This is a genomic window from Rhizobium sp. A22-96 (assembly GCF_053521805.1).
Genome location: NZ_JBNWDQ010000002.1, coordinates 486,316 through 509,325, shown reverse-complemented (window position 1 = coordinate 509,325; position 23,010 = coordinate 486,316). Strand labels below are relative to the sequence as shown.

Here is a 23,010-nt window from a genome sequence, read left to right as displayed (position 1 = left end):
GGCATGTCGCGTCGCGAAGTCGTTTCTTCGCCGGCTTGTCTCGCCCCGTGAGAAGAACGCTATTGCGGTGCACATCAACAATCAAATTACAAAAAAATAATGTTTGGCTTACAAACCATGCCGCAAATGCGCCACCAAGCAGTTTGGGCGCAAGCCGTGGACGTTGCAGCCATTGATTGTCATTCCCGCATCCGACCTTCCTTTCCACCCACCTCAAGATGTGCAAGCCTTTGCTTTTCCGCCTCTTTTGCCGTGAAAACAGTTGAGCGTAGGCAGCTAGATCCGTCAGTCCTTCCGCTCGATTCCGATGCAAAAGCGGGTGTGGATCAGGCTGAAATTGACTTATCTCGCCGGTCTGCTTGGCTCGATTTTGGTGATCGCTTCACGAAGTTGTGATCGGCGGGATGGAAATGCAATCGTCCGTAATGGGCTGTGAATACCGTGTGTGTCCGTCGGGTCGTCGTGGCAATGCGCGCCATTCCTGTTTATATGGGGCAAGCCAGAGGTAGCCATGCGATTTTCCAATACGTTTCTCGACGAGATTCGCGACCGCGTTCTGATTTCAGACGTGATCGGTCGTCGCGTGAGCTGGGATCGGCGCAAGACCAATGTGCCGCGTGGCGATTTTTGGGCCTGCTGCCCTTTTCATGGCGAGAAGTCGCCAAGTTTCCACTGCGAAGACCGCAAGGGCCGCTATCACTGCTTCGGTTGCGGCGTGACGGGTGATCATTTCCGTTTTCTGACCGAGCTCGAGGGCTTAAGCTTTCCCGAGGCGGTGCAGCAGATCGCCGACATGGCCGGCGTTCCCATGCCGGTTGCCGATCCCATGGAGGCGAAGCGCGAGAAGGAGCGCACATCGCTGCTAGATGTCATGGAGATGGCCACTCAATTCTTCCAGGACCAGCTGCAGACCGCCAATGGCGCCCGCGCCCGCGCCTATTTGCGCGACCGAGGCTTGAGTGGACGCACCATCGAGACCTTCCGTCTTGGCTATTCCCCGGATAGCCGTAATGCGCTGAAGGAGTTTCTGGCCGGCAAGGGCGTATTGAAGGAGCAGATGGAAGCCTGCGGCCTCGTCGTGCACGAGAACGTACCCGTATCCTACGATCGCTTTCGCGACCGCATCATGTTTCCGATCCTGTCGTCACGCGAGAAGGTGATTGCCTTCGGTGGCCGCGCCATGTCGCCGGATGCGCCGGCGAAATATCTCAATTCCAATGAGACCAAGCTCTTCCACAAGGGCAACGTACTCTACAATTTCACCCGCGCGCGCCGCGCCTCCCAGGGCGCCGATGGTGCCGGCACCATTATTGCCGTCGAAGGCTATATGGACGTCATTGCCCTGCACCAGGCAGGCGTCGAGAATGCCGTCGCGCCGCTCGGCACGGCGCTGACCGAGAATCAGCTCGATCTTCTCTGGAAGATGACGGCGGAACCGGTGCTTTGTTTCGATGGTGATGGCGCCGGCATTCGCGCTGCCAACCGTGGCGCCGATCTGGCGCTGCCGCATATCAAGCCGGGCCGCACCGTCCGTTTCGCGCTGCTACCCGATGGCAAGGATCCGGACGATCTCGTCCGCCATGACGGTCGTGCGCCTTTCGACAAGGTTCTAGCGCAGGCAAAGCCGCTGGCAGACGTGATCTGGGCAAGGGAAGCGGGCAGCGGTACCTTCGAAACGCCGGAAGCACGGGCGGAGCTCGAGGCCCGGTTGCGGCGCATCGTGTCCGTCATCGTCGATGAGGATGTTCGCCGCCACTATCAGCAGAGCATGCGCGAGCGGCTGAACGGGCTGTTTCAGCCGCAGTTCCAGCGCGGCGGCAATCAGCAGGGGCGTGGTTTTTCCCGTGACGGCAACGGCCGCTCCTTCGGCGGCCGTGGTGGACAGCAGGGCCGTGATCGGGCTGCTGTCAGCACGACGGCATCCGATCGGTTGACGCGGTCGGCGATGATCAAGGGACATCAGGACATTCCGAGCCTTCGGGAAAGCGTCCTGGCGCTGACCATCGTCAATCATCCGCTGCTGCTGCAGGATGAATATGACGAGATCGCTGCGATCGACTACGAGAGCCGGGAATTGCAGCGCCTATGGTCGGCGGTTCTCGGGATTGCCGCAACCACGATCGGATCGCAGCTTGTCCGCGATCGGTTGGTCGAGCAATTGGAAGAGCAGGATTTCGGCGCATTGCTGAAGAATCTCGACCAGCAGGTTCGCAATGCCCGGCTTTGGACGGCAACCGAGGAAGCCGCGATGGAGGATGCCCGCGAGGGCTATCGCCAGGCGCTTGCACTTCACAAGCGTTCCAAGGCGCTGCGCTGGCACAAGATCGAGTTGGAAGGCGCGATCGCCGAGGCGACGGAAGATGGCGATGGAGAAGCGATCGAGCAGCTGATGCGCGCCTTGCAGGAAGTACAGCTTGAAGCGGTGCGGCTGGAAAACCAGGAGGCGATCATCGATGGCTTTGGCGTGTTGTCCGGCCGTATCAAGGGCGTAGCAGGGAAATAGGGAATAGATGCCGCAGCCGGATAGACTGGAACCGCGATTTTCCGCCGATGACGCCCTATTCGGTAACAGAGGTGGTGCATCTGCGCCGCTCGACGTGCTGAAGCGTGTCTATGGCTATTCGGCATTTCGCGGCAAGCAACAGCAGGTGGTTGAGCATGTCGTCTCCGGCGGCGACGCCGTCGTGCTGTTCCCGACCGGCGCCGGCAAGTCGCTGTGTTTCCAGATTCCGGCGTTGTGCCGAGACGGTGTCGGCATCGTCGTTTCACCGCTGATCGCCTTGATGCGCGATCAGGTGGAGGCGATGAAGCAGCTCGGCATCCGGGCGGCCGCCTTGAACTCGTCCCTGTCGCGCGAAGAGGCCAGCGATGTCTATCGCGCGGTTTCCAGCGGCACGCTGGATATGCTTTACGTCACGCCCGAGCGTATCCTGACAGATGGCTTCCAGCAGATGATCTCCAAGGCGAAAATCGCGCTGTTTGCGATCGACGAGGCGCATTGCGTGTCTCAATGGGGACATGATTTCAGGCCGGAATATCGGGATCTCGGCAAGCTTGCCGAACTGTTTCCCGGCGTGCCGCGCATCGCGCTGACGGCGACGGCCGATCCTCATACCCGCGACGATATCATCGAGCGGCTTGCTCTTGATGATGCCGAGGTTTTCACCACCAGCTTCGACCGGCCGAATATTGCCTATGAGATTGTCGAGCGCGATCAGCCGCGCCAGCAGCTGTTGCGCTTTCTCGACGGGCACCGTGGCGATAGCGGCATCGTCTATTGCCTGTCGCGGGCCAAGGTCGAGGACACCGCGGAGTGGTTGAACGGGCAGGGCGTCCGGGCACTTGCCTATCATGCCGGCATGGATAGGGCGGTGCGCGATGCCAATCAGGATGCCTTCCTCAAGGAGGAAGACCTGTGTCTTGTGGCAACGGTCGCCTTCGGCATGGGCATCGACAAGCCGAACGTGCGCTATGTCGCGCATCTCGATCTGCCGGGTTCGGTCGAGGCCTATTATCAGGAGACCGGTCGTGCCGGGCGTGATGGCTTGCCCTCTGAGGTATGGATGGCCTACGGCATGGCCGACGTCATCCAGCGGCGGCGCATGATCGATGAGGGCAATGCAGCCGATGAAATCAAGCGCGTGGAGCGGGGAAAGCTCAATGCGCTGCTTGCCATCTGCGAAACGGCCGGTTGCCGCCGACAGGCCATCCTGGCCCATTTCGGCGAAGCGCATGGTGGCGGTTGCGGCAATTGCGATACCTGCCAGAAACCCGTCGAGACCTGGGACGGCACGGAGGCGGCGATCAAGGCGTTGGCGGCGGTCTATCGCACCGGCGAGCGTTTCGGCACCGGCCATGTCATCGATGTGCTGTTGGGCACGGTCAACGAGAAGACTGAGCGTTTCGGCCATGTCGACATGCCCGTTTTCGGTGCCGGAAAGGATATACCGTCCCGCACCTGGCAATCTATCTTCCGGCAATTGCTGGCAAGCGGCCTCATCAGCGTCGACCACACGGCCTTCGGTGCCATGAAGCTGGAGGAGGAAGCGAGGGCCGTCTTCAAGCGCGAGCGGCAGGTCTTCTTCCGCAAGGATCGGCCCGAGACAGGGCGCCGTGGCAAAAAGGCGGGGCGCTCGGAAAAGCCGGCGCATGGTCTTGCCGGCGAGGCTCAAGCGCTGTTCGACGCGCTGCGCGCCGAGCGGACAAGGATCGCCAAGGAATTGGGTGTGCCGCCCTATGTCGTTTTCCCGGATACGACCCTGATCGCGTTCGCGACCGAACGGCCGAAGAATTCCAAGGCACTCCTCGGCATTTCCGGTGTTGGCCAATCGAAGCTGGAGCGCTACGGAGATGCGTTCCTTGGCGTGATTTCGGATTTCGATCGTCGTTGATATCTGCCGGTCGTGTGTAGAGACGCGGCTACATGCGTACGGTCATGCCGCCGTCGACTGTCAGAACATGGCCGTTGACGAAAGACGCGGCGTCGCTGGCAAGGAAGAGCGCAGCACCGGCGATTTCGTCGGGTCGTCCCCAGCGCTGGACCGGGATGCGTTGCCGCACGAAAGGGATCAGCTCTTCATTTGCGGCCATCGCGGCATTGGTTTCCGTCGCAAACCAGCCGGGAGCGATGGCATTGCTGGTGATGCCGTGCGGGCCAAACTCGACCGCCATCCCGCGCATCAGCCCCGTCAGTCCCTGTTTGGCTGCGGGATAAACGCAGTCACCGGGCATGACGACCTGACCGCTGATCGAGGTGACGGAGATCAGGCGTCCATGATTGTGCCGCTTCATCAAGCGGGCCGCATCGCGTGAGAGCATGATCGACGCGGCAAGATCCGTGTTGAGCAAGGCAAGGATCGCTTCGTCGTCGAAATCTGCCAGCTGGCGTCTGTCGCGGGCGCCGACATTGTTGATCAATATGTCGAGCCGGCCATGGTTGCTTTCGATATCGGCCATCACAGCGCGCTGCGCCTCACGATCGGCGATGTCGAAGGCGGCAGCCTCGGCGGAACCGTCTCTTGCCCGGATGGTTTCGACCGCCGCATTCAATGTCGCTTCGGTTCGCCCGTTGATGATGACGTGAGCGCCTACATCGGCAAGTGCCTGGGCCATCTCAAATCCAAGGCCGCGGCCGCCGCCGGTCACCAGCGCAACACGCCCTGTGAGGGAAAATCTGTGAAGTATGCTCATGGCTATCCCTTTGTCCTGCGGTGAAGACAAGCTGCCGCAAGATAATGGACTCAGTCAAGTAATTTCCGCAATGGCAATTAAAGGGGACCGGACAGGAACTTGCGTGGATCGAGGCTGGTTTGACAGATAATATCGAACCTGCCTCCTATCGCGCCGACGTCACCGCGTTGCGCATTTTTGCCGCTGCTGGATGCAGCAAGCGGCCGAATCCTGTGTTACTTCTTCATCAATTAGGCACTGCGACCAGCATCGGAATGCGACAATGACCTCAGAATTTCTATCCCATCTGCGCAAGGAACTTGTCGGCTTGAAAGAAGCCGGTCTCTACAAGGCCGAGCGCGTCATCACGTCAAAGCAAGCCGGTGAAATCGCCGTCGTCGGTGGTGCCCGCGTGCTCAATTTCTGCGCCAACAACTATCTCGGCCTGGCCGATAACGAGGAGCTTGCCGAGGCCGGGAAGAAAGCGCTCGATCGCTATGGCTACGGCATGGCTTCGGTTCGCTTCATCTGCGGCACGCAGGAAGAACACAAGCAGCTCGAGGCCCGGATTTCGGCGTTTCTCGGCATGGAGGATACCATCCTCTATTCTTCCTGCTTCGATGCCAATGGTGGCTTGTTCGAGACGCTGCTGTCAGAGGAAGATGCCATCATCTCGGACGCCCTTAATCACGCCTCGATCATCGATGGAGTGCGGCTCTCCAAGGCCAAGCGCTTCCGCTATGCCAACAACGAAATGGCGGCGCTGGAAGAGGAGTTGAAGAAGGCCGAGGGCAGCCGCTTCAAGCTGATCGCCACTGACGGCGTGTTCTCGATGGACGGCATTATCGCCAACCTTGGCGGTGTTTGCGATCTGGCCGAGAAATACGGTGCCATGGTCATGGTCGACGACAGTCACGCCGTTGGCTTCGTCGGCGCGCACGGCCGCGGCTCGCCGGAGCATTGTGGCGTCGAGGGCCGGATCGATATCATCACCGGCACGCTCGGCAAGGCGCTCGGCGGCGCTTCGGGCGGCTATACATCGGCCAAAGGCGAGATCGTCGATTGGCTGCGGCAGCGCTCGCGCCCCTATCTCTTTTCCAACACGCTGGCGCCGGTCATCGCGGCTGCCTCGCTGAAGGTCTTCGATCTGATCGACAACGGCGACGCCTTGCGGGCACGGCTTCGCAGCAATGCCGAACTCTTCCGCAGCGAAATGACCAAGCTCGGCTTCACGCTTGCCGGTGCCGATCATCCGATCATCCCGGTGATGCTCGGCGACGCCAAGCTGGCGCAGGACATGGCGGCGCTGATGCTGAAGAAGGGCGTCTACGTCATCGGCTTTTCCTTCCCGGTCGTGCCCAAGGGACAGGCGCGCATCCGTACGCAGATGTCGGCCGCCCACTCGAAGGCCGATGTCGAGCGGGCGATTGCGGCCTTTGCGGAAGCTGGGAAAGAACTCGGAATCATTTGAATTGGTTGGGGAGAACCGATCATGTCGAACATGATGAAATCGCTGGTAAAATCGAAGGCGGAAGTCGGGCTGTGGATGGAGCATGTTCCGGTTCCCGAAGTCGGGCCGAACGATGTGCTGATTCGGGTCAGGAAGTCGGCGATCTGCGGCACCGATGTCCATATTTGGAACTGGGACCAATGGGCACAAAAGACCATTCCCGTGCCGATGGTCGTCGGCCATGAGTTCTGCGGCGAGATCGCCGAAATCGGTTCGGCTGTCACGAAGTACCATGTCGGCGAACGCGTCTCCGGCGAGGGGCACATCGTCTGCGGTAAATGTCGTAACTGCCGGGCGGGCAGGGGGCACCTTTGCCGCAACACACTCGGTGTCGGCGTCAACCGTCCCGGCTCGTTCGGCGAATTCGTCTGCATTCCCGAATCCAACGTCGTTCCGATCCCCGACGACATTTCCGATGAGATCGCCGCGATCTTCGATCCGTTCGGCAATGCGGTGCACACGGCACTATCCTTCGATCTCGTCGGCGAGGATGTGCTTGTCACGGGCGCAGGGCCGATCGGCATCATGGGGGCCATGGTCGCCAAGCGCTCTGGTGCGCGCAAGGTCGTCATCACCGATATCAATCCCACCCGGCTGGCACTTGCACGCAAGGTCGGCATCGATCACGTCGTCGACGCCTCGAAGGAAAACCTTGCCGATGTAATGAAATCCGTCGGCATGACAGAGGGCTTCGACGTCGGGCTGGAAATGTCGGGCGCTGCACCTGCTTTCCGCGACATGATCGACAAGATGAACAATGGCGGCAAGATCGCCATTCTCGGCATCGCGCCGGCGGGCTTCGAGATCGACTGGAACAAGGTCATCTTCAAGATGCTGAACCTGAAAGGCATCTATGGCCGCGAGATGTTTGAGACCTGGTACAAGATGATTGCCTTTGTGCAGGGCGGTCTCGATGTATCGCCCGTCATTACGCACCGCATCGGCATCGATGATTTTCGCGAGGGCTTCGAGGCCATGCGCTCAGGCAATTCCGGCAAGGTCGTCATGGACTGGAATTGATCCTGACTGTCGATTTCCGACATCGACAATGGCACGCGATGTCGGAAATGTGCAGCTTTCTTTAGGATGCTCTTGTCATCGCGCGGGGACTTCCTAAATACGGGAAATAATGGTTTATGGCGCACCGAGCCTGTGGATAAGGCTTTTTCGCGCATTTAACGTGCTTTTTTACCGGAAAAGCTTGACGAGAACAAAAAATCTAGGAATCACCGTTTAACTTCGGGAAGAACGGTAAACTGGATCAAGCGGATCACCTAATACCATGGCCGGAAATCCAAACGCAATCCAGCTTTGCAATCCGGTAGAGGTGATCGTGGTTAATCGGGCATTAAAGGTCATTCCGTTAGGTGTTTGTCGGTGAGTCGAGGCTGGCGCAGGGCGTGCCGGCCTGATTGAAATGTTCTACCGCGTGTAAAGTTTGCAGCGTCAGGGAAAGCGACGATATAGAGATGGCAACCAAGGTCAAAGAGAACGAAGAAGCTGAAGTCGAACGCGACGGCACCTCCGACGGCCCGCTTCTCGATCTTTCCGATGACGCGGTCAAGAAGATGATCAAGGCCGCGAAGAAGCGCGGCTACGTTACGATGGACGAGCTCAATGCCGTCCTGCCCTCGGAAGAGGTGACATCGGAACAGATCGAAGACACGATGGCCATGCTTTCGGACATGGGCATCAACGTCATCGAGGACGAAGACGTCGAAGAGGCGGGCACGCCTTCCAACGACGATGACGACGCGAGCGGCGACGAGGAAGGCGAAGGCGGCGAGCTGGCTCCTTCTACGGGATCTGCGCTTGCGACCGCCAAGAAGAAAGAGCCGACCGACCGTACGGACGACCCGGTGCGGATGTATTTGCGCGAAATGGGCTCCGTGGAGCTGCTGTCGCGCGAAGGCGAAATCGCCATCGCAAAGCGCATCGAGGCCGGCCGCGAAACCATGATCGGCGGCCTCTGTGAGAGCCCGTTGACGTTCCAGGCGCTGATCATCTGGCGTGACGAACTCAACGAGGGCACGACGCTGCTGCGCGAGATCATCGATCTCGAAACCACCTATTCCGGTCCCGAGGCAAAGGCTGCTCCGCAGTTCCAGAGCCCCGAGAAGATCGAGGCTGACCGCAAGGCCGCCGAAGAAAAGGAAAAGGCCCGCCGTGGCCGTTCGCCAAGTGGCGACGACGATATCACCAATGTCGGCGGCGAAGGCCTGCCGATGGAGGAAGAGGAAGAGGACGAAGACGAGTCCAGCCTTTCCCTGGCAGCCATGGAAGCCGAGCTTCGTCCGCAGGTCATGCTGACGCTCGACACCATTGCCGAGACCTACAAGAAGCTGCGCAAGCTGCAGGATCAGCAGGTCGAACAGCGCCTGTCCGCTTCCGGCACATTGTCGTCGGCGCAGGAGCGCCGCTACAAGGAGCTGAAGGATGAACTGGTCAAGTCGGTCAAGTCACTGTCGCTGAACCAGAACCGCATCGACGCTCTCGTCGAGCAGCTCTATGACATCAATAAGCGTCTCGTGCAGAACGAGGGTCGCCTGTTGCGTCTTGCGGAATCCTATGGCGTCAAGCGCGACAGCTTCCTGGAGCAGTATCAGGGTGCCGAGCTCGACCCGAACTGGATGAAGTCGATCGGCAATCTGGCCGCGCGCGGCTGGAAGGAATTCGCCAAGAGCGAAAACACCACGATCCGTGACATTCGCCAGGAAATTCAGAACCTTGCGACCGAAACCGGCATTTCCATCTCGGAATTCCGCCGCATCGTTCAGATGGTGCAGAAGGGCGAGCGCGAAGCTCGCATCGCCAAGAAGGAAATGGTCGAAGCCAACCTGCGCCTCGTCATCTCCATCGCCAAGAAGTACACCAACCGTGGCCTGCAGTTCCTCGACCTCATTCAGGAAGGCAATATCGGCCTGATGAAGGCGGTCGATAAGTTCGAATATCGGCGTGGTTACAAGTTCTCGACCTACGCCACCTGGTGGATTCGTCAGGCAATCACCCGTTCGATCGCTGACCAGGCCCGCACGATCCGTATTCCGGTGCACATGATCGAAACGATCAACAAGATCGTTCGCACGTCGCGCCAGATGTTGCACGAGATCGGTCGCGAGCCGACGCCGGAAGAACTGGCCGAAAAACTTGCCATGCCGCTCGAAAAGGTGCGCAAGGTACTGAAGATCGCCAAGGAGCCGATCTCGCTCGAAACGCCTGTGGGTGACGAAGAAGATTCGCACCTCGGCGATTTCATCGAGGACAAGAACGCGCTTCTGCCGATCGATGCCGCCATCCAGGCGAACCTGCGCGAGACCACGACCCGCGTTCTGGCGTCGCTGACGCCGCGTGAAGAGCGCGTGCTGCGCATGCGCTTCGGCATTGGCATGAACACCGACCATACGCTCGAAGAAGTCGGCCAGCAGTTCTCGGTTACGCGCGAACGTATCCGTCAGATCGAGGCCAAAGCTCTGCGCAAGCTGAAGCATCCGAGCCGCAGCCGCAAGCTCAGAAGCTTCCTCGACAGCTAAGGCCCTGGCGCAAGCCGGTATTGGCAGTATACGAAACGGAGCCCGGTTCGCGAAAGCGAGCCGGGCTTTTCATTGAGGACATCGGCATCAAAGGTCTGAGCATGGCAGGTAAGCGGCAATTCATGGAAACACCCATCCCCGTCCCGCTGCGCGATCTGCTGGCCGGGTATGAATGGCGGCAGGATGCGCTCGGGCGTTCCTCGGCGCATGTTTTCCGGCTTGAGGCCGATGGACGCGCGCCTGTTTATCTCAAGACCGAGCCCGTGGCCCCCTTGGGCGAGCTGGCCGGCGAGGCCGCAAGGCTGCGATGGTTGCGCTCTCAGGGCCTCGCCTGCCCGGAAATCGTTGCCCATGTGAAGGACGAGGAGCGCGAATGGCTTTTGATGAGCGCGCTTCCCGGCAGCGATCTCGTCAGCGCGGAGCTGATGTCGCCGGCCGAACGTGTCCGTCTTCTGGCGGACGCGTTGCGGCGATTGCACGCGATCGACATCGCTGCCTGCCCTTTCGATCATCGATTGGCGAACAGAATTAGCGAGGCAAAGGCGCGCCTGCTTGCCGGCTGCGTCGATGAGGATGATTTCGATGAGACCCGGTTGGGACGTTCGGGGCACGATCTTTTCGGGGAACTTGAGGAGAAGAGGCCAGCGACGGAAGACCTCGTCGTCACCCATGGCGATGCCTGCCTTCCGAATTTCATCGCCGATGGCGCGGGCTTCAGTGGTTATATCGATTGCGGCCGCCTCGGCATTGCCGATCGCTATCAGGACCTGGCGCTGGCCTGCGGCAGCATCCAATACAATTTCGGCGCGGCGCTGGTTGCCGATTTCCTCAATGCCTATGGGCACTTCGAGCTGCATCCTGAAAAGATGTCTTACTATCGGCTGTTGGACGAGTTTTTTTAACGGTGGACGGGTGCGTTTGGCGCCGGTGCGATCACGCAGGTTTGTTTTTGAAGCATTGCGGATCGCCCGGAGGCCTGACAAGTTCGATTTTGATGGCTGCCTCTTTCTTGGCGTGCTGTCGGATACCATATGTCAGCGGGTTTGAAAGTCTTCTGATCTGTTTGCCGGCAAGGATCGAATGAATCGATGCGCAGTTCCCTCTTGATTGTTTTCTCTTCGCGAGCCATCCGCTGAACGATGGAAAAGGTTGCGGAAAAACGGGAAAAGGAAACGAGGCCGGGCTTCGTCCTGTCGATCCTCCTGCATGTCCTGTTTGTGGCTATCTTTCTGCTGCCGCTGTTGCCCGCGCCGCCACAGGCAAAGCCCGAGCAGAGCGTCAACGTCGAGCTGGTGCCGCAGCCGGAGGAAAAAAAGGAGATCGCGACGAAGGAGAACGAGAAGCCGGATCAGCCTCCGAAGCCCGTTCAGAAGCCCGACGAGAAGCCGCAGCAGCAGACGGCCGAAGCCCAGCAGAAGCCAGAGCAGCCTCAGGGGAAAGAGGCAGACAAACAACCGCCAAAGCAATCCGATCCTCAGGGCAAGGAGCCCACCGACAAGCCTTCACCCAAATCCGATGAGGCCAAGGCCGACAAGCCTGAAGAGCAGGCGGAAAAGCCTGCGCCCAAATCTGACGATGGCGGCGCTGACAAGCCCGTCGAGAAAGCCGAGCAGAAGCCCTCTGCGACGGAGACGCCACTTCCGGATATGAAGGGCGAGGAGAAGGACGCAACCACGACGCAGGAGGCTGAGGCCTCAGCGCAGCCGAGCGACTCGCCGCAGACGCCGCCGAATGATGCCGCCGCCGAGCAACAGGCTGAGGCCCAGGCTGCCGCGGAAGCAGCTGCCCAAGCCCAGGCCCAGGTCGAGCAAGCTCAACAGCAAGCCGATACCCAGAGCCAGGAAGCAAATGCGACCAAGCCGCCGGGAAGCGATTCGACCGCCAAAGCTGCGTCTTCGGCTCCCGATGTGCTGGCGACCAACGAACCCTCTGATCAGCAGGTGCAGCAGCCGCAGGCGCAATCGACCGATCAGAATGATCCGCAGGCGCAAGCCGCCGCGCAGGCGTCACCATCCGATCCGCAACAGCAGCCTACCGCCAATGAAGCCAAGGATGAGGCGAAAGCCGAGCCGCAGATTGTCGTTCCCACAGTCAGGCCGTCTCCGACGGAGCAAGCTTCGCAAAGTCAGTCTGCTTCGAGCAGTCAGGGTGGTCAGACCGGTGGTACCGCATTGGTGACGGAGTCGCAGCCGCCCAAGTCCGACGCACCGAAGAGGGCCGTCCAGGCCAAGAAGCTTTATTCGAACGCGGAGATGTCGCGCCTCTCGAAGAGTGACTATGATGCCTGGAAGAAGCTGCCACGTAGGCAGCGTGTCGCCTACCTCTGCAACTCCGAGGAAAAACTACAGTACCGTCACGATCTCGGTGCCGTCGGTTATGTGAATTCTGCCCTGTCTCCCGCGATGGTTTCGGACACCAGTCTGTTCGGCGAAGGGGTGGCGGTGCAGACCCAAAATGATTGGCAGAGAGTGGCGTTTACCTGTGAGGTGGACAGCGACGCGTTGAAGGTGGTCGCTTTTTCCTACACCGTCAGGGGGCGTGTTCCCCCAAGCCAACTCGACAAGCTGGGCTTTGCAGGAAATTAAGGCGGCAAGATCGCCCGCCGCATCCACCTGAAACAATAGTTTATTGTCAGCTCAATCGAAATTCGGCTCGTTTCATCATACAATTGCCTATATCTACCTGATTTAATTCTCCTCCCGTCACATTGCGCGATTCCGATGTCCTCGATTGCAGCCGATTCCAGTTCTGCGGCCGCTGGCCGTTCCGCCTTGCGTGGTGTCCTCGTGGCATTCGCGTCTTATGCCGTCTTTGCCTTCAGCGATGCTTCGATCAAGATCCTGCACGGCGTGGTTCCGTCCTATCAGGTCGCCTTCATCGGCGCGCTGTTTGGCTTTGCCGCCGTGCCCTTTCTGAAAAAGCGGGAGGACGGCTGGCTGGACATGGTGAGGACGTCGAACCGGCCGCTGTGGCTGTTGCGCTTCATCTGCGGCGCGACCGGCGCCATCTGCTCGGTCATCGCATTTACCAAGCTGCCGATGGCGGAGGCCTTCGCCCTTCTATTCCTACTGCCGTCTTTCGTGACGATCCTCTCTGTGATCTTCCTGAAAGAGGATGTGCGCTGGCAGCGCTGGACGGCGGTTATTCTCGGTTTCATCGGCGTGCTGATCGTCTTGCGGCCAGGCTTTCGCGAGCTTTCGATCGGCCATCTCTGCGCGGCGGTGGGCGGCCTTGCGGCGGCGATTTCGATCGTCATTAATCGTGCGCTCGGCTCGAAGGAAAAGCGCATCTCGCTTTATGGTGCCGGCCTGTTCGGCACTTTGATTGTCAGCGGCTTTCTGATGCTTTCGGAGGTCATGGCGCCGACGGCGACGCAATGGGTCTTCCTCGCAAGCTATGGTCTGTTAGGTGCGATCGGCAACGTGCTGCTGATGAATGCTGCACGCATGGCGCCTGCCAATCTGGTTGCGCCGCCGCAGTACAGCCAGATGATCTGGGCGATTATTTTCGGCTATCTGCTGTTCAACGACAGCATCGATATGCCCATGGCCTTCGGCATCGCCCTCATCATCTTCTCCGGCCTGCTGACGCTGGCGAGGGAGCGCAGGCGCGGTACCCCGCTGCCGGCCGCCGTTGCCGGCAACACGCAGGCGGCATTGGCAACAACCCAGGATGAGGACGCAGCCACACCGGAAAGATAGCGGCTGGGCTGGAAGTAAAACGAGCGAGATTGCCAGCCTAGCGGTGCCGGGTTAGGCTTCGTTATCCTCGAGCGAGTGATCCTGTTTCCGTGGGGAATCGATACGCATGAGATCCAGCCAGTTCAGGATATTCCGGTCTCACGTCGGGGGCATCGAGGCTGTGAAGGCGGAAACGGGGCATAGCTTTCCCAAGCATACCCATGGTCAATTCGGCATCGGTCTTATCGAGGCTGGCGCCCAGATGTCGCTCAGCGGGCGGGGGATGGTGCGGGCGGAGGCTGGAGACGTCATCAGCGTCAGTCCGAACGAGGTGCATGACGGCGTGCCCATCGGCGAAAGCCGGGCATGGTCGATGCTCTATTTCGATCCACGATTGATCGGCGATTTGCTTGAGGATATCGGGGAAGGGCAGATCGGTGAGATCGAATTTCCGGCCCCTGTCATCCGCAATGGCCAGATAGCCGCATGTTTCAGCGCGTTGTTTCCGCTTGTGGTCGATCGGGCTGAGCCCGCGGATGGGTTGCTGCGGGATGGGCTGTTGTTATCGCTGGTCGCCGCCGTGATGAGTGAAGGCGAACGGACGGCGCGCGATATCGCTGTCCCCGCGCCCATCGATCGGGCGCGCGACATGATCGACGATGATCCTGCTGCACCCCTAACGCTTGGCGAGCTATCGGATGTCTGCGGGCTGAGCCAATTCCAGTTCCTGCGCGCATTCAGCAAAGCGACGGGGCTTACTCCACACGCTTATCTCATGCAGCGTCGTATCCAGGAAGCGCGGCGGCTGATCGCAACAGGCACGCCGCTGGCCGAAGCTGCCTTTGCCGGTGGCTTTGCAGATCAAAGCCACATGACGCGCCTGTTCGTGCGCAATTTCGGCGTATCGCCCGGCGCTTATGCCGCCGCCTGCTGAGGCTTCTGCAATTTCATTCAAGACCTTGCGATGATGACAGGGTCTTCTGAAATGCAAAGCCGGACATGCAGAAGGAGAGGCCATGTATTTTCGCCATTCGAACGAGATGTGGAACGAGTTTCCCGAGTTGGTTGCCGGCGTGTTGTTTGCCGACGGGATCACCCCGGATGCCGTCGTTACCCATCGCCTCAATGGATACTATGCGACTGCGACGGAGCGGCTCGCACAAGGTCCCGAAAGTGAGATGCCTGAGATTCAGGCCTGGCGGCGCTGCTTCTCGAAAATGGGATTGAAGCCCACTCAGTATCGCTGTGCCTCCGAGGCTCTGTTGCGCCGTTTCCGCCAGGAGGGTTCGCTGCCGCGGCTGCATCCGCTCGTCGATCTCTGCAACGCTGTTTCCATCGCCTTCGCCATTCCCGTCGCCGTGTTCGATCTCTCGAAAATATCCGCTGATCTCGAGGTGCGACATGCGGACGGTCGCGAATCTTATCTGACATTTTCGGGAGAGGTCGAGCATCCGGAGCCTCGCGAGGTGGTCTTTGCCGATAGCGCGGGACAGGCCCATGCCCGGCGGTGGACCAATCGGCAAAGCGGTCTTTCGGCGGTGCGGGAGGATACGCGATCCGTGCTCATCGTGGCGGAAGCGTTGCACGACTCGGCCGCCGGCGATGTGCCGCGGCTGATCGATGCGATTGCTGTCGAGCTTGCCGCTGTCTGGTCGCTGGATGCCAGGCGAGGACTGCTAAGCCGCTCATCACCGCGATTTGATCTCCCGGCGGAGACGAATGCTTGACTGTAACCGAAACGAGGTTGACAAGCGCCGCGTTCAGGCAGAGCAGGGGCTACAGAGATTTTGACGATTGAGAGCGCATGTCTCCGCGCATCGGCGCCGGAAGACGAAGAAGGCCCATGGATACCCTGCAGAACCTAGACCGGCCGGGCGTGCTCGGTCACCCCGGCTACCGTTCCTTTGTGGCGTCGCGCGTTTTCTCCTCGATAGGCTTTCAGTCGGTGACCGTCGCCATGGGCTGGATGATCTATGATCAGACCCATAGCGCCTTCTACCTCGGCCTGGTCGGCCTCTGCCAGTTCCTGCCCATGGTCATCCTGACCTTTGTCGTCGGCCATGTCGCCGACCGGTTCGACCGGAGGCGCATCGGCCTTGCGTGCCAACTGGTCGAGGCTCTGACGGCGCTGGTGCTGGCCGTTGCCGTCTGGCAGCACTGGATCGGTCCTGCGGGCATTCTGGCTGCCGTCGCCGTCATGGGTGCGGCTACCGCTTTCGAGCGCCCCACAATGGCGGCGCTCCTGCCGAATATCGTCCCGTCCTCGCTGCTCCAGGTCGCCATCGCGACCTCGACGTCGATGATGCAGACGGCCTTCATCATCGGCCCGTCGCTTGGCGGCCTGCTTTATGGTCTCAATCCGGTGGCTCCGTTTGCCGTCTCGGCAATGCTCTATGTCATCGCGAGCAGCAACGTCATTTCGATCCGTGTCGAGCGGGAGCAACCGTCGTCGCGAGAGCCGGTCACGCTGAGCTCCGTCTTTGCCGGCGTTTCCTTCATCAAGAGCAGGCCCGTAATGCTGGGGACGATCTCGCTCGATCTGTTCGCCGTCCTGCTGGGTGGTGCGACCGCGCTTCTGCCGATATTCGCCCGCGATATTCTGCATGCCGGCCCCTGGGGCCTTGGACTGTTGCGCGCCTCTCCGGCGATCGGTGCCTTGGTGATGTCGATCTGGTTGGCCCGGCGGCCCTTGCAGACCGATGTCGGCAAGAAGATGCTGTTCGCCGTGCTGATTTTTGGCGTGGCCACCGTCGTGTTCGCGCTGTCGAGCAACATCATCCTCTCCGTCGCCGCACTCTTTGTTGTCGGTGCTTCGGATACGGTCAGCGTCGTGGTGCGCAGCTCGCTCGTGCAGCTTTTGACGCCGGATGCGATGCGCGGTCGCGTCAACGCCGTGAACTCGCTCTTCATCGGCACGTCCAACCAGCTCGGCGAATTCGAGTCCGGCATGCTGGCCAGCGCTCTCGGGCCGGTGTTGACCGGAATCGTCGGCGGTGTCGGCACCATATTTGTGGTGCTGCTGTGGATGCGGATCTTCCCTGATCTCACCAGGGTCAAGACGCTCAAGGGCTAGCCCTCGCGACAATCCCGGCAGTTTGCGTTGCTGTCGCCGAGCCCGATATCCCTCAGTAAATGGTCGTTCGCCGCATCGAGCCTATTGGGCCTGCCTTTAGATTTCAGTTGGGGCGGCCTTTCGCTGTTATGTTCGCGGATTGCTTGAGCCAGCCACCGAGCAATCCATCGTGCCCAATCGTTTCCATGAAGATCTTTCATCTCTCGGAGCCTTATGATTTCCTGAGATGAATGGATGCGCCCGAAAATTCGCGATGTATAATGAAGCTTCCCGCAATTGGGCATGCAGGATTTTCATGGGTAAAAGACCGCTCCCACCCCTGTCGGTGTTGCAGACATTTTGTGCCATCGTCGAAACCGGCGGCTTTGGCCGCGCCGCAGAGCGGATCGGGCAGACGCAGACCGCCGTCAGCCATCAGCTCGCGCAGCTGGAAGGATGGATCGGCGGGCGCCTGTTCGATCGTGGCCGAAACGGTGCAAGGCCGACGCCGCTCGGTGCGCGGCTGCATCCGGCAATTGCGGCGACGATTTCCGAGCTGGAGACGGCGCTCTATCAGGCGCGGGCGAGTATTTCTGTTCGTAGCGTTGCCGTTTCCGTCTCGCCGGAGTTTTCGAACCAATGGCTGGCATCGCGGCTGCCGGATTTCTGCCAGCGACATCCGGAGATCGAATTGAGGATGGCCGTCGGCTACCAGCGTCCGGATTTCCGGCCCGGTGGGATTGATCTGGCGATTTGGCTTGGCCATGCCGATGCAGGCCTTGTTGAGGAGGTATTGCTGGCGGACGAGGAGTTCGTCGTCAGCTCGCCAGAGCTTTCCAAACGTTTACCCTCGCGCAACGCCATAAGGGCGGCCCCGCTGCTGCGCTATGCCGGCATGAGTCACACGATACTGGATTGGCAGCGTTGGCATGAGCAGATCACCGGCGGGATCGGCGAGGCAGGCGCGTATTTCGATATCATCCGGGCTGTGGAGAGCAGTGAGCAGTTCGAATCTTTTGCCGACATGCTTGAGGCGTGCCGGGAAGGGCGAGGATTCGCGCTTGTGCGCAGTTCGTTGGTTGCACGGGATATTGCCGAGGGAAAATTGGTGCGTTGTTTTGTCGAGGTCCAGCCGGCACCCGTCAGCTACAACCTGCTCTATCCGCCCAATGCGCTGGAGAACCCGTCGGCAGCATTGTTTCGCAATTGGCTGTTGTCGCAAGCTCGTTCGCCCGGGTGAGGCGTTGGTCAAAGCACTCGGGTCTCAATCACGCAATCTTATCAGGCCTGCTTCGGTGGGGGTGAAACCGAGCTTTCGATAAAAGCCGGTGAGATGCGGCTCGAAATCAACATGCAGCCACTCCGCGCCACGCTGGCGGGCAAGAATTGTTGCTCGCTCGACCAGGCCGGTCGCGATACCCTGACATCGGAATTCCGGGTCGACACAGGTATCGAGAATGAAGGCGTGGATGCCGCCATCCCAGGCGACATTGACAAAACCGATTAGCCTCGGGCCTGCAAATGCGCCGACATGGGCGAGGCTTCTTGCGAGGATAGGCGAGAAATCGCGCATGGAGGGATCATTCCATGCGCTCGCCCAGAGAGCGCCGAGGGCTTTATTTCCAGGATTTGGGTCGTCCTTGTATTCTATCTGCATTTGAATCACTCGGGCGGATCCGTCTGTTGGGCAATCGCCGAAAAAAAGTGAGCGCCCCATGTCGGATAGTGATGTGGCCAATCGTCATTCTGACGTGAGCGTAGAACAGAGGAGGCTCAAATGTCCTATGTGGATGGTTTTATTCTTGCCGTGCCGAAAGACAAGATCGAGGCATACAAGGCGCAGGCGCGCAGGGCCGGGGAGGTTTGGAGGGAACATGGTGCTCTCAGCTACGTGGAAGCCATCGGCGACGATGTGCCCTATGGAGAACTGACATCCTTTCCTCGCGCAGTGCTGGCAACCGAGGATGAAGTGGTGGTCTTTTCCTGGATCACTTATGAATCGCGGCAGAGCCGTGACGAGGTGCTGAAAAAGGTCATGGCCGATCCACGCTTGAAGGATGACATGCAGAACATGCCCTTCGATGGCAAACGCTTGATCTATGGCGGCTTCGACATCTTTCTCGAGACATAGTCTATCGGCTGCTGGACTTGACATTGCGAGTGTTGCGGCAGACGTGATGCCGATCACCATTACTATTGTCGGAAGAAGCCATGCCGCAAACCGTCATCACACTCTCTACCCGTGGTCAGGGACTTTACGAGTTCACTGATCAGGCCGCAGATTTCGTTCGTGGCGCAATGGCCGGCGGCGGCGAGGGACTTTTGACCGTCTTCGTGCGGCACACGTCCTGCTCGCTGCTCATTCAGGAAAATGCCGATCCGGATGTGAAGACGGACCTCGATACCTTCTTCCGGCGGCTGGTGCCGCCCTCTTCGGACCCGTCAATGCGCTGGGTCATACATACGATGGAGGGGCCGGACGACATGCCGGCGCACATCAAGGCGGCCCTGACGCAAGTCTCGATCGGCATTCCAGTCATGAACGGCCGCCTGGCGCTCGGTACATGGCAGGGCATTTATCTTTTCGAGCATCGCGACGGGCCTCACCGGCGTGAAATTGTCCTGCATCTCTCGGCCTGATTTCTGAAATCCTCGCGTCAACCGATTGTTAACCCTCATGAATACAATCTGAATGGCGAGTTCGCGTTCGGTTCAGCTTGGCCGACGTAACCTGCACTCAATCCCAAAGGCGTCGAGCCGGATCCCGGGATTGCAACAATCCGCAGCAAGGATTTGAAGGAGAAACACCCATGACCAATCTTTTCACCAAGGTCGGTATTGCCGCTCTGATCGCGCTCGGCGGTATCTCCGCAACGGCCGCCACCGCATCTGCCAATGATTTTCACCCCGGCATCCAGCAGGCGCGCTATGATCACTATCGCGGCCGTTCGTGCTCGCCGGTTCTGGCTGTTCAGAAGGCGCGTGACATGGGCCTGCGCCGCGCCCGCATCGACAACATCACGCCGCGCCGCGTCGTTGTCGAAGGTTTTGGCCGCCGCGGTCCGGATCGCGTCGTTTTCGCCAATGCGCGGGGTTGCCCGCTGATCCGCCGTTGATGCTGACTACGAAAGCGGCGACGTTTTCCACATATATTCGATAGTTCCGAAGCCGCCTCCACTCAGGAGGCGGCTTTATTTTTTTACATTGTGCTATCATGGCACATCTGGTGTCATTTTAGCGTTCATTGTACCTGACGAGTAGAGGTACGGTCGATTCTGCGCTTTTCAGCGTTTGGCCGTTATCTCTCAGCACTCGCTCGGCAAATATTGCAGGAGCGAGGAAAAGGCTTTTTTGCTCCATGGAGGACACAATGAGACAATTGCTGGCAAAGTTGGGGGTCGCCGCTGCCATCGCAGTTACTGCGTTGTCGGGAACGGCGGATTTTGCTTCCGCACAGGGCGTGGATATCTATGTCGGTCCCGGCCGCCATCGGCCGCCGCCGCCGGATTACGACAACCCGCCGCCGCGCTTCGACCGTCGCCGCGGCTGCGACCCGCGTGAGGCCCTGGATGTCGCCCGCAGCTATGGCTTGCGTCGCGCTCGCGTTGTGGATGTGACGCCGCGCCGCGTGATCGTCGATGGCTTCGGCCGTCGCGGCCCGGATACGATGATGTTTGCAAATGTGCGCGGTTGCCCTTTGCTCGGCCGCTGATAAAAACAACGGGCGCCTGTCGCGCCCGTTATTGCTGGTTTGATCTTTTCGCCTTTTGGCGGGGGCCGCGGAACCGCCCTTTGCTCGATTCGGATGAATCTGAGCGAAGGGCGGTTTTGCTTTTGGTTACGGCTGGATCGCGTAGGTGATGCTGACCGAGGCGTTGTATTCATTCTCGCCAGTTGCGACGGGAACGGCCTTGTCCATCGGCGCTGCGGCAGACATGGCACGCATGTAGGGCTGCGGCGGAGCGGCAATGCCGCCTTCATGAATAGCGATAACGCGGCCGAGCTTGACGCCGGCGGCATCCGTCAAGGTTTTCGCCTTGGCGGCGGCATCGGCGACTGCTTTCTTGCGGGCGTCTTCGAGCACGGCATCCGGCTTGTCGTTGGTGAACTGGATATCGCCACCCTGGTTGACGCCGAGCTTGATGGCTTGATCGAGCAAGCCGCCGAGCTTCGAGAGGTCGCGCACGCGAACCGTCAGGCCGTTCGAGACCTGATAGCCGTTGAGAACCGGCGGCTGGGTATGGCCATCCTTGTCATTCGGATAGGTATATTGCGGCTGAATGGAGAAGCCCGAGGTCTGCAGGTCGCGCTCGGCGATGCCGCTGTCCTTCAGCGTTGCCAGAACGGCGCCCATGGCCTTGTTGTTCTGGTCAAGCGCATCCTGCGCCGTCTTTGCCTGCTGGACGACCGCAAGCGTCACCACGGCCATATCCGGCGCGATGGCGGCATGTCCCTCACCGGTGACCGTGATGACGGCCTCGCGCGGCTTGGCGTCCTCGGCAAAGGCTGCGGCTGCAGGCACGAAAAAAGTGGCGCTGACAAGAGCGGCAAGGACAAAATCTCTGGTTTTGGTCAGTGGCATAGTTCGTTCCTTGGTTGATGGTCCCTCAGGATTCGCTTTTGCGGATTGATTGTGAAGGTATTACGGCAGTCCCTTGTCGGAAAAGAGAAATTGGGCTAGAGCCATCTCGGCTTTCGGAGAACCATTGCTCCGGAGTCGCGCGCGGGGATCCTTTCTCGTGCCGGGCCTGTAGCTCAATGGTTAGAGCCGGCGGCTCATAACCGCTTGGTTGGGGGTTCGAGTCCCTCCGGGCCCACCATCTTTTTACTTTCTGTTGCCGTCGGTTCCGGTTTTGCGGAAACTTTAGCTTCCGAAGCCATTTCTGCAAGGTTCGCAGTCGTGGCTCGAGATAGCGATGAGGAATCCCGATGCTAACCACTGAGAGCCGCGCGAATCTTACTCCAGATCGGTCGGCTTGCAATTTTCACGCCGCGGTAGCCGACGCTTTGCTCTTTCGCTGAAAGTGCCAGAAGCTGGATCCGATCGTGGTGGCTGATGGGCTTTCGATCTTCGAGCCGGAGATGCGCGATAAACTCGTGTTCCCTTGTGATTGACACGTAATCCAGTGCAAACCGACTAACCCCGATTGCATGGCATTCCTGTGCAACGAGGGCGAAGCTCGCCGGAGTGAAAACGGACGCGTGGCAATCTTCGTAGCTGTTGCTGTTGCGATCACCGCCGGAGAAGTAGCGTGCATAGGCGCTTTCAATGTTCATGTTCAGGAACGTGAGGTCCTGCGTCTTATGTTTTGACCTGTCCCAGGCAATCTCCGCTCGTCGTGCAACCGCAAGGGTTGCGTAGTCGAACAATGATATCTCGTTGTGTGCCGTTGTTTTGGCTCGGAAAGCTGCAAGCCACTGCGCGGTCGTCGTGACGGGCCGAAAGAGATCGAAGCAATGCCGCTTGTCGGGAAGTGCCAGGGTCACGTAACCACCCGGCTTCAGCAGTCGTGCACAGCTACTGAAAAATGCGAGAGGGTTCGGCATGTGCTCTAGAACATGGCTGAGAACAATGACCTCGAATGTCGCATGATGCTCTTCTGGCACCACGTCCGCTAGATCACCTGAGCTCCATACGAAGTCGACTTCCTCAATACTGCTCGGATCATAGCCAGCATGAGCATACTGCCGGAGAAGGCCCTCCCGATCCATATTGTCCACGATGTAGGCGTTATACCCTTTTCGTTTCGGCGCAATTGGCCGCGCGAGCGGTCCGATTTCAAGAACCTTCGTTGTTTCGTTGATGTACTGGCGCAGGCGACGACTTCTGTTCTGGCGGGGTTTGACCCAGCTTGGCGTCACGAGCGTTGGCGAGAGATCGTTGGCCGATGTACCGCGAACAGTTCCCCCGAACAGCTCACGGATCGACCCGTAAAGTCGAAATAGCATTATACCCCCGGCATGCTAAACGCTATCCTTGCCCCCAAGGTAGCGGATACAACTTAGCATCCGTAATTTTCAATTCGCAATAGTTAGATTGTACGAAGCACCAGCCGTCATCGATGAGGC

Annotated in this window: 20 protein-coding genes and 1 tRNA gene; 17 read left to right on the top strand and 4 right to left on the bottom strand. The window is 59.5% G+C overall.

Annotated elements, in window-relative coordinates; translation table 11 throughout:
• Positions 1-511 precede the first annotated feature (511 nt).
• Both dnaG and recQ read left to right on the top strand, forming a co-directional pair.
• Positions 512-2,503: a DNA primase gene (gene dnaG, locus ACQZ6F_RS08940; protein ID WP_449092061.1), complete on the top strand. Its 1,992-nt coding sequence runs from the start codon at positions 512-514 to the stop codon at positions 2,501-2,503.
• Between the two features lie 7 nt (positions 2,504-2,510).
• Complete coding sequence (gene recQ, locus ACQZ6F_RS08935; RefSeq protein ID WP_449092062.1) at positions 2,511-4,391, top strand: DNA helicase RecQ; 1,881 nt, start codon at positions 2,511-2,513, stop codon at positions 4,389-4,391.
• Positions 4,392-4,419: 28 nt separating this feature from the next.
• On the opposite strand, the gene ACQZ6F_RS08930 is transcribed toward recQ, so the two are convergent.
• Positions 4,420-5,190, bottom strand: a complete 771-nt coding sequence (locus ACQZ6F_RS08930) for an SDR family oxidoreductase (protein WP_449092063.1) — start codon at positions 5,188-5,190, stop codon at positions 4,420-4,422.
• Positions 5,191-5,452: 262 nt separating this feature from the next.
• On the opposite strand from ACQZ6F_RS08930, the gene ACQZ6F_RS08925 reads away from it, so the two are divergent.
• The 10 genes from ACQZ6F_RS08925 (at position 5,453) to ACQZ6F_RS08880 (ending at position 18,181) form a co-directional block, all read left to right on the top strand.
• Positions 5,453-6,640 carry a glycine C-acetyltransferase gene (locus tag ACQZ6F_RS08925; protein ID WP_449092064.1) on the top strand — a complete coding sequence of 396 codons (1,188 nt, stop codon included), beginning with the start codon at positions 5,453-5,455 and terminating at the stop codon, positions 6,638-6,640.
• Positions 6,641-6,661: 21 nt separating this feature from the next.
• Positions 6,662-7,699: an L-threonine 3-dehydrogenase gene (gene tdh / locus ACQZ6F_RS08920; protein WP_449092065.1), complete on the top strand. Its 1,038-nt coding sequence runs from the start codon at positions 6,662-6,664 to the stop codon at positions 7,697-7,699.
• Positions 7,700-8,148: 449 nt separating this feature from the next.
• Positions 8,149-10,209, top strand: coding sequence for an RNA polymerase sigma factor RpoD (gene rpoD, locus ACQZ6F_RS08915; protein ID WP_068388138.1), 2,061 nt, complete (start codon positions 8,149-8,151; stop codon positions 10,207-10,209).
• Positions 10,210-10,310: 101 nt separating this feature from the next.
• Positions 10,311-11,111: an APH(3')-II family aminoglycoside O-phosphotransferase gene (locus ACQZ6F_RS08910; RefSeq protein WP_449092066.1), complete on the top strand. Its 801-nt coding sequence runs from the start codon at positions 10,311-10,313 to the stop codon at positions 11,109-11,111.
• 237 nt (positions 11,112-11,348) lie between these two features.
• Positions 11,349-12,794 carry a DUF930 domain-containing protein gene (locus tag ACQZ6F_RS08905; protein ID WP_449092067.1) on the top strand — a complete coding sequence of 482 codons (1,446 nt, stop codon included), beginning with the start codon at positions 11,349-11,351 and terminating at the stop codon, positions 12,792-12,794.
• A gap of 135 nt (positions 12,795-12,929) precedes the next feature.
• Positions 12,930-13,910 carry a DMT family transporter gene (locus ACQZ6F_RS08900; protein ID WP_449092068.1) on the top strand — a complete coding sequence of 327 codons (981 nt, stop codon included), beginning with the start codon at positions 12,930-12,932 and terminating at the stop codon, positions 13,908-13,910.
• Between the two features lie 106 nt (positions 13,911-14,016).
• Positions 14,017-14,823, top strand: coding sequence for an AraC family ligand binding domain-containing protein (locus ACQZ6F_RS08895; RefSeq protein WP_449092069.1), 807 nt, complete (start codon positions 14,017-14,019; stop codon positions 14,821-14,823).
• A gap of 82 nt (positions 14,824-14,905) precedes the next feature.
• Positions 14,906-15,616: a B3/B4 domain-containing protein gene (locus ACQZ6F_RS08890; protein WP_449092070.1), complete on the top strand. Its 711-nt coding sequence runs from the start codon at positions 14,906-14,908 to the stop codon at positions 15,614-15,616.
• A gap of 116 nt (positions 15,617-15,732) precedes the next feature.
• Positions 15,733-16,962, top strand: coding sequence for an MFS transporter (locus ACQZ6F_RS08885; RefSeq protein WP_449092071.1), 1,230 nt, complete (start codon positions 15,733-15,735; stop codon positions 16,960-16,962).
• Positions 16,963-17,257: 295 nt separating this feature from the next.
• Positions 17,258-18,181, top strand: coding sequence for a LysR substrate-binding domain-containing protein (locus ACQZ6F_RS08880; RefSeq protein WP_449092072.1), 924 nt, complete (start codon positions 17,258-17,260; stop codon positions 18,179-18,181).
• Positions 18,182-18,205: 24 nt separating this feature from the next.
• On the opposite strand, the gene ACQZ6F_RS08875 is transcribed toward ACQZ6F_RS08880, so the two are convergent.
• On the bottom strand, positions 18,206-18,598 hold the full coding sequence (locus ACQZ6F_RS08875) for a GNAT family N-acetyltransferase (RefSeq protein WP_449092073.1): 393 nt from the start codon (positions 18,596-18,598) through the stop codon (positions 18,206-18,208).
• A 120-nt stretch (positions 18,599-18,718) separates the two neighbouring features.
• Here ACQZ6F_RS08875 and ACQZ6F_RS08870 point away from each other — a divergent pair, with 120 nt between their 5' ends.
• The 4 genes from ACQZ6F_RS08870 (at position 18,719) to ACQZ6F_RS08855 (ending at position 20,653) form a co-directional block, all read left to right on the top strand.
• Positions 18,719-19,072, top strand: coding sequence for a DUF1428 domain-containing protein (locus tag ACQZ6F_RS08870; protein ID WP_449092074.1), 354 nt, complete (start codon positions 18,719-18,721; stop codon positions 19,070-19,072).
• A gap of 80 nt (positions 19,073-19,152) precedes the next feature.
• Positions 19,153-19,581, top strand: coding sequence for a secondary thiamine-phosphate synthase enzyme YjbQ (locus tag ACQZ6F_RS08865; protein ID WP_449092075.1), 429 nt, complete (start codon positions 19,153-19,155; stop codon positions 19,579-19,581).
• 170 nt (positions 19,582-19,751) lie between these two features.
• Complete coding sequence (locus tag ACQZ6F_RS08860; RefSeq protein WP_068388108.1) at positions 19,752-20,057, top strand: hypothetical protein; 306 nt, start codon at positions 19,752-19,754, stop codon at positions 20,055-20,057.
• Positions 20,058-20,311: 254 nt separating this feature from the next.
• On the top strand, positions 20,312-20,653 hold the full coding sequence (locus ACQZ6F_RS08855) for a hypothetical protein (RefSeq protein ID WP_077469384.1): 342 nt from the start codon (positions 20,312-20,314) through the stop codon (positions 20,651-20,653).
• Between the two features lie 126 nt (positions 20,654-20,779).
• On the opposite strand, the gene ACQZ6F_RS08850 is transcribed toward ACQZ6F_RS08855, so the two are convergent.
• Positions 20,780-21,523 (bottom strand): SIMPL domain-containing protein, encoded by a 744-nt coding sequence (locus ACQZ6F_RS08850; protein ID WP_068388102.1) that lies wholly within the window; start codon positions 21,521-21,523, stop codon positions 20,780-20,782.
• A 162-nt stretch (positions 21,524-21,685) separates the two neighbouring features.
• Here ACQZ6F_RS08850 and ACQZ6F_RS08845 point away from each other — a divergent pair.
• Positions 21,686-21,761: transfer RNA gene (locus tag ACQZ6F_RS08845), tRNA-Ile, on the top strand.
• Positions 21,762-21,873: 112 nt separating this feature from the next.
• Here ACQZ6F_RS08845 and ACQZ6F_RS08840 read toward each other — a convergent pair.
• Positions 21,874-22,890, bottom strand: a complete 1,017-nt coding sequence (locus tag ACQZ6F_RS08840; RefSeq protein WP_449092076.1) for a class I SAM-dependent methyltransferase — start codon at positions 22,888-22,890, stop codon at positions 21,874-21,876.
• Between the last annotated feature and the right edge of the window lie 120 nt (positions 22,891-23,010).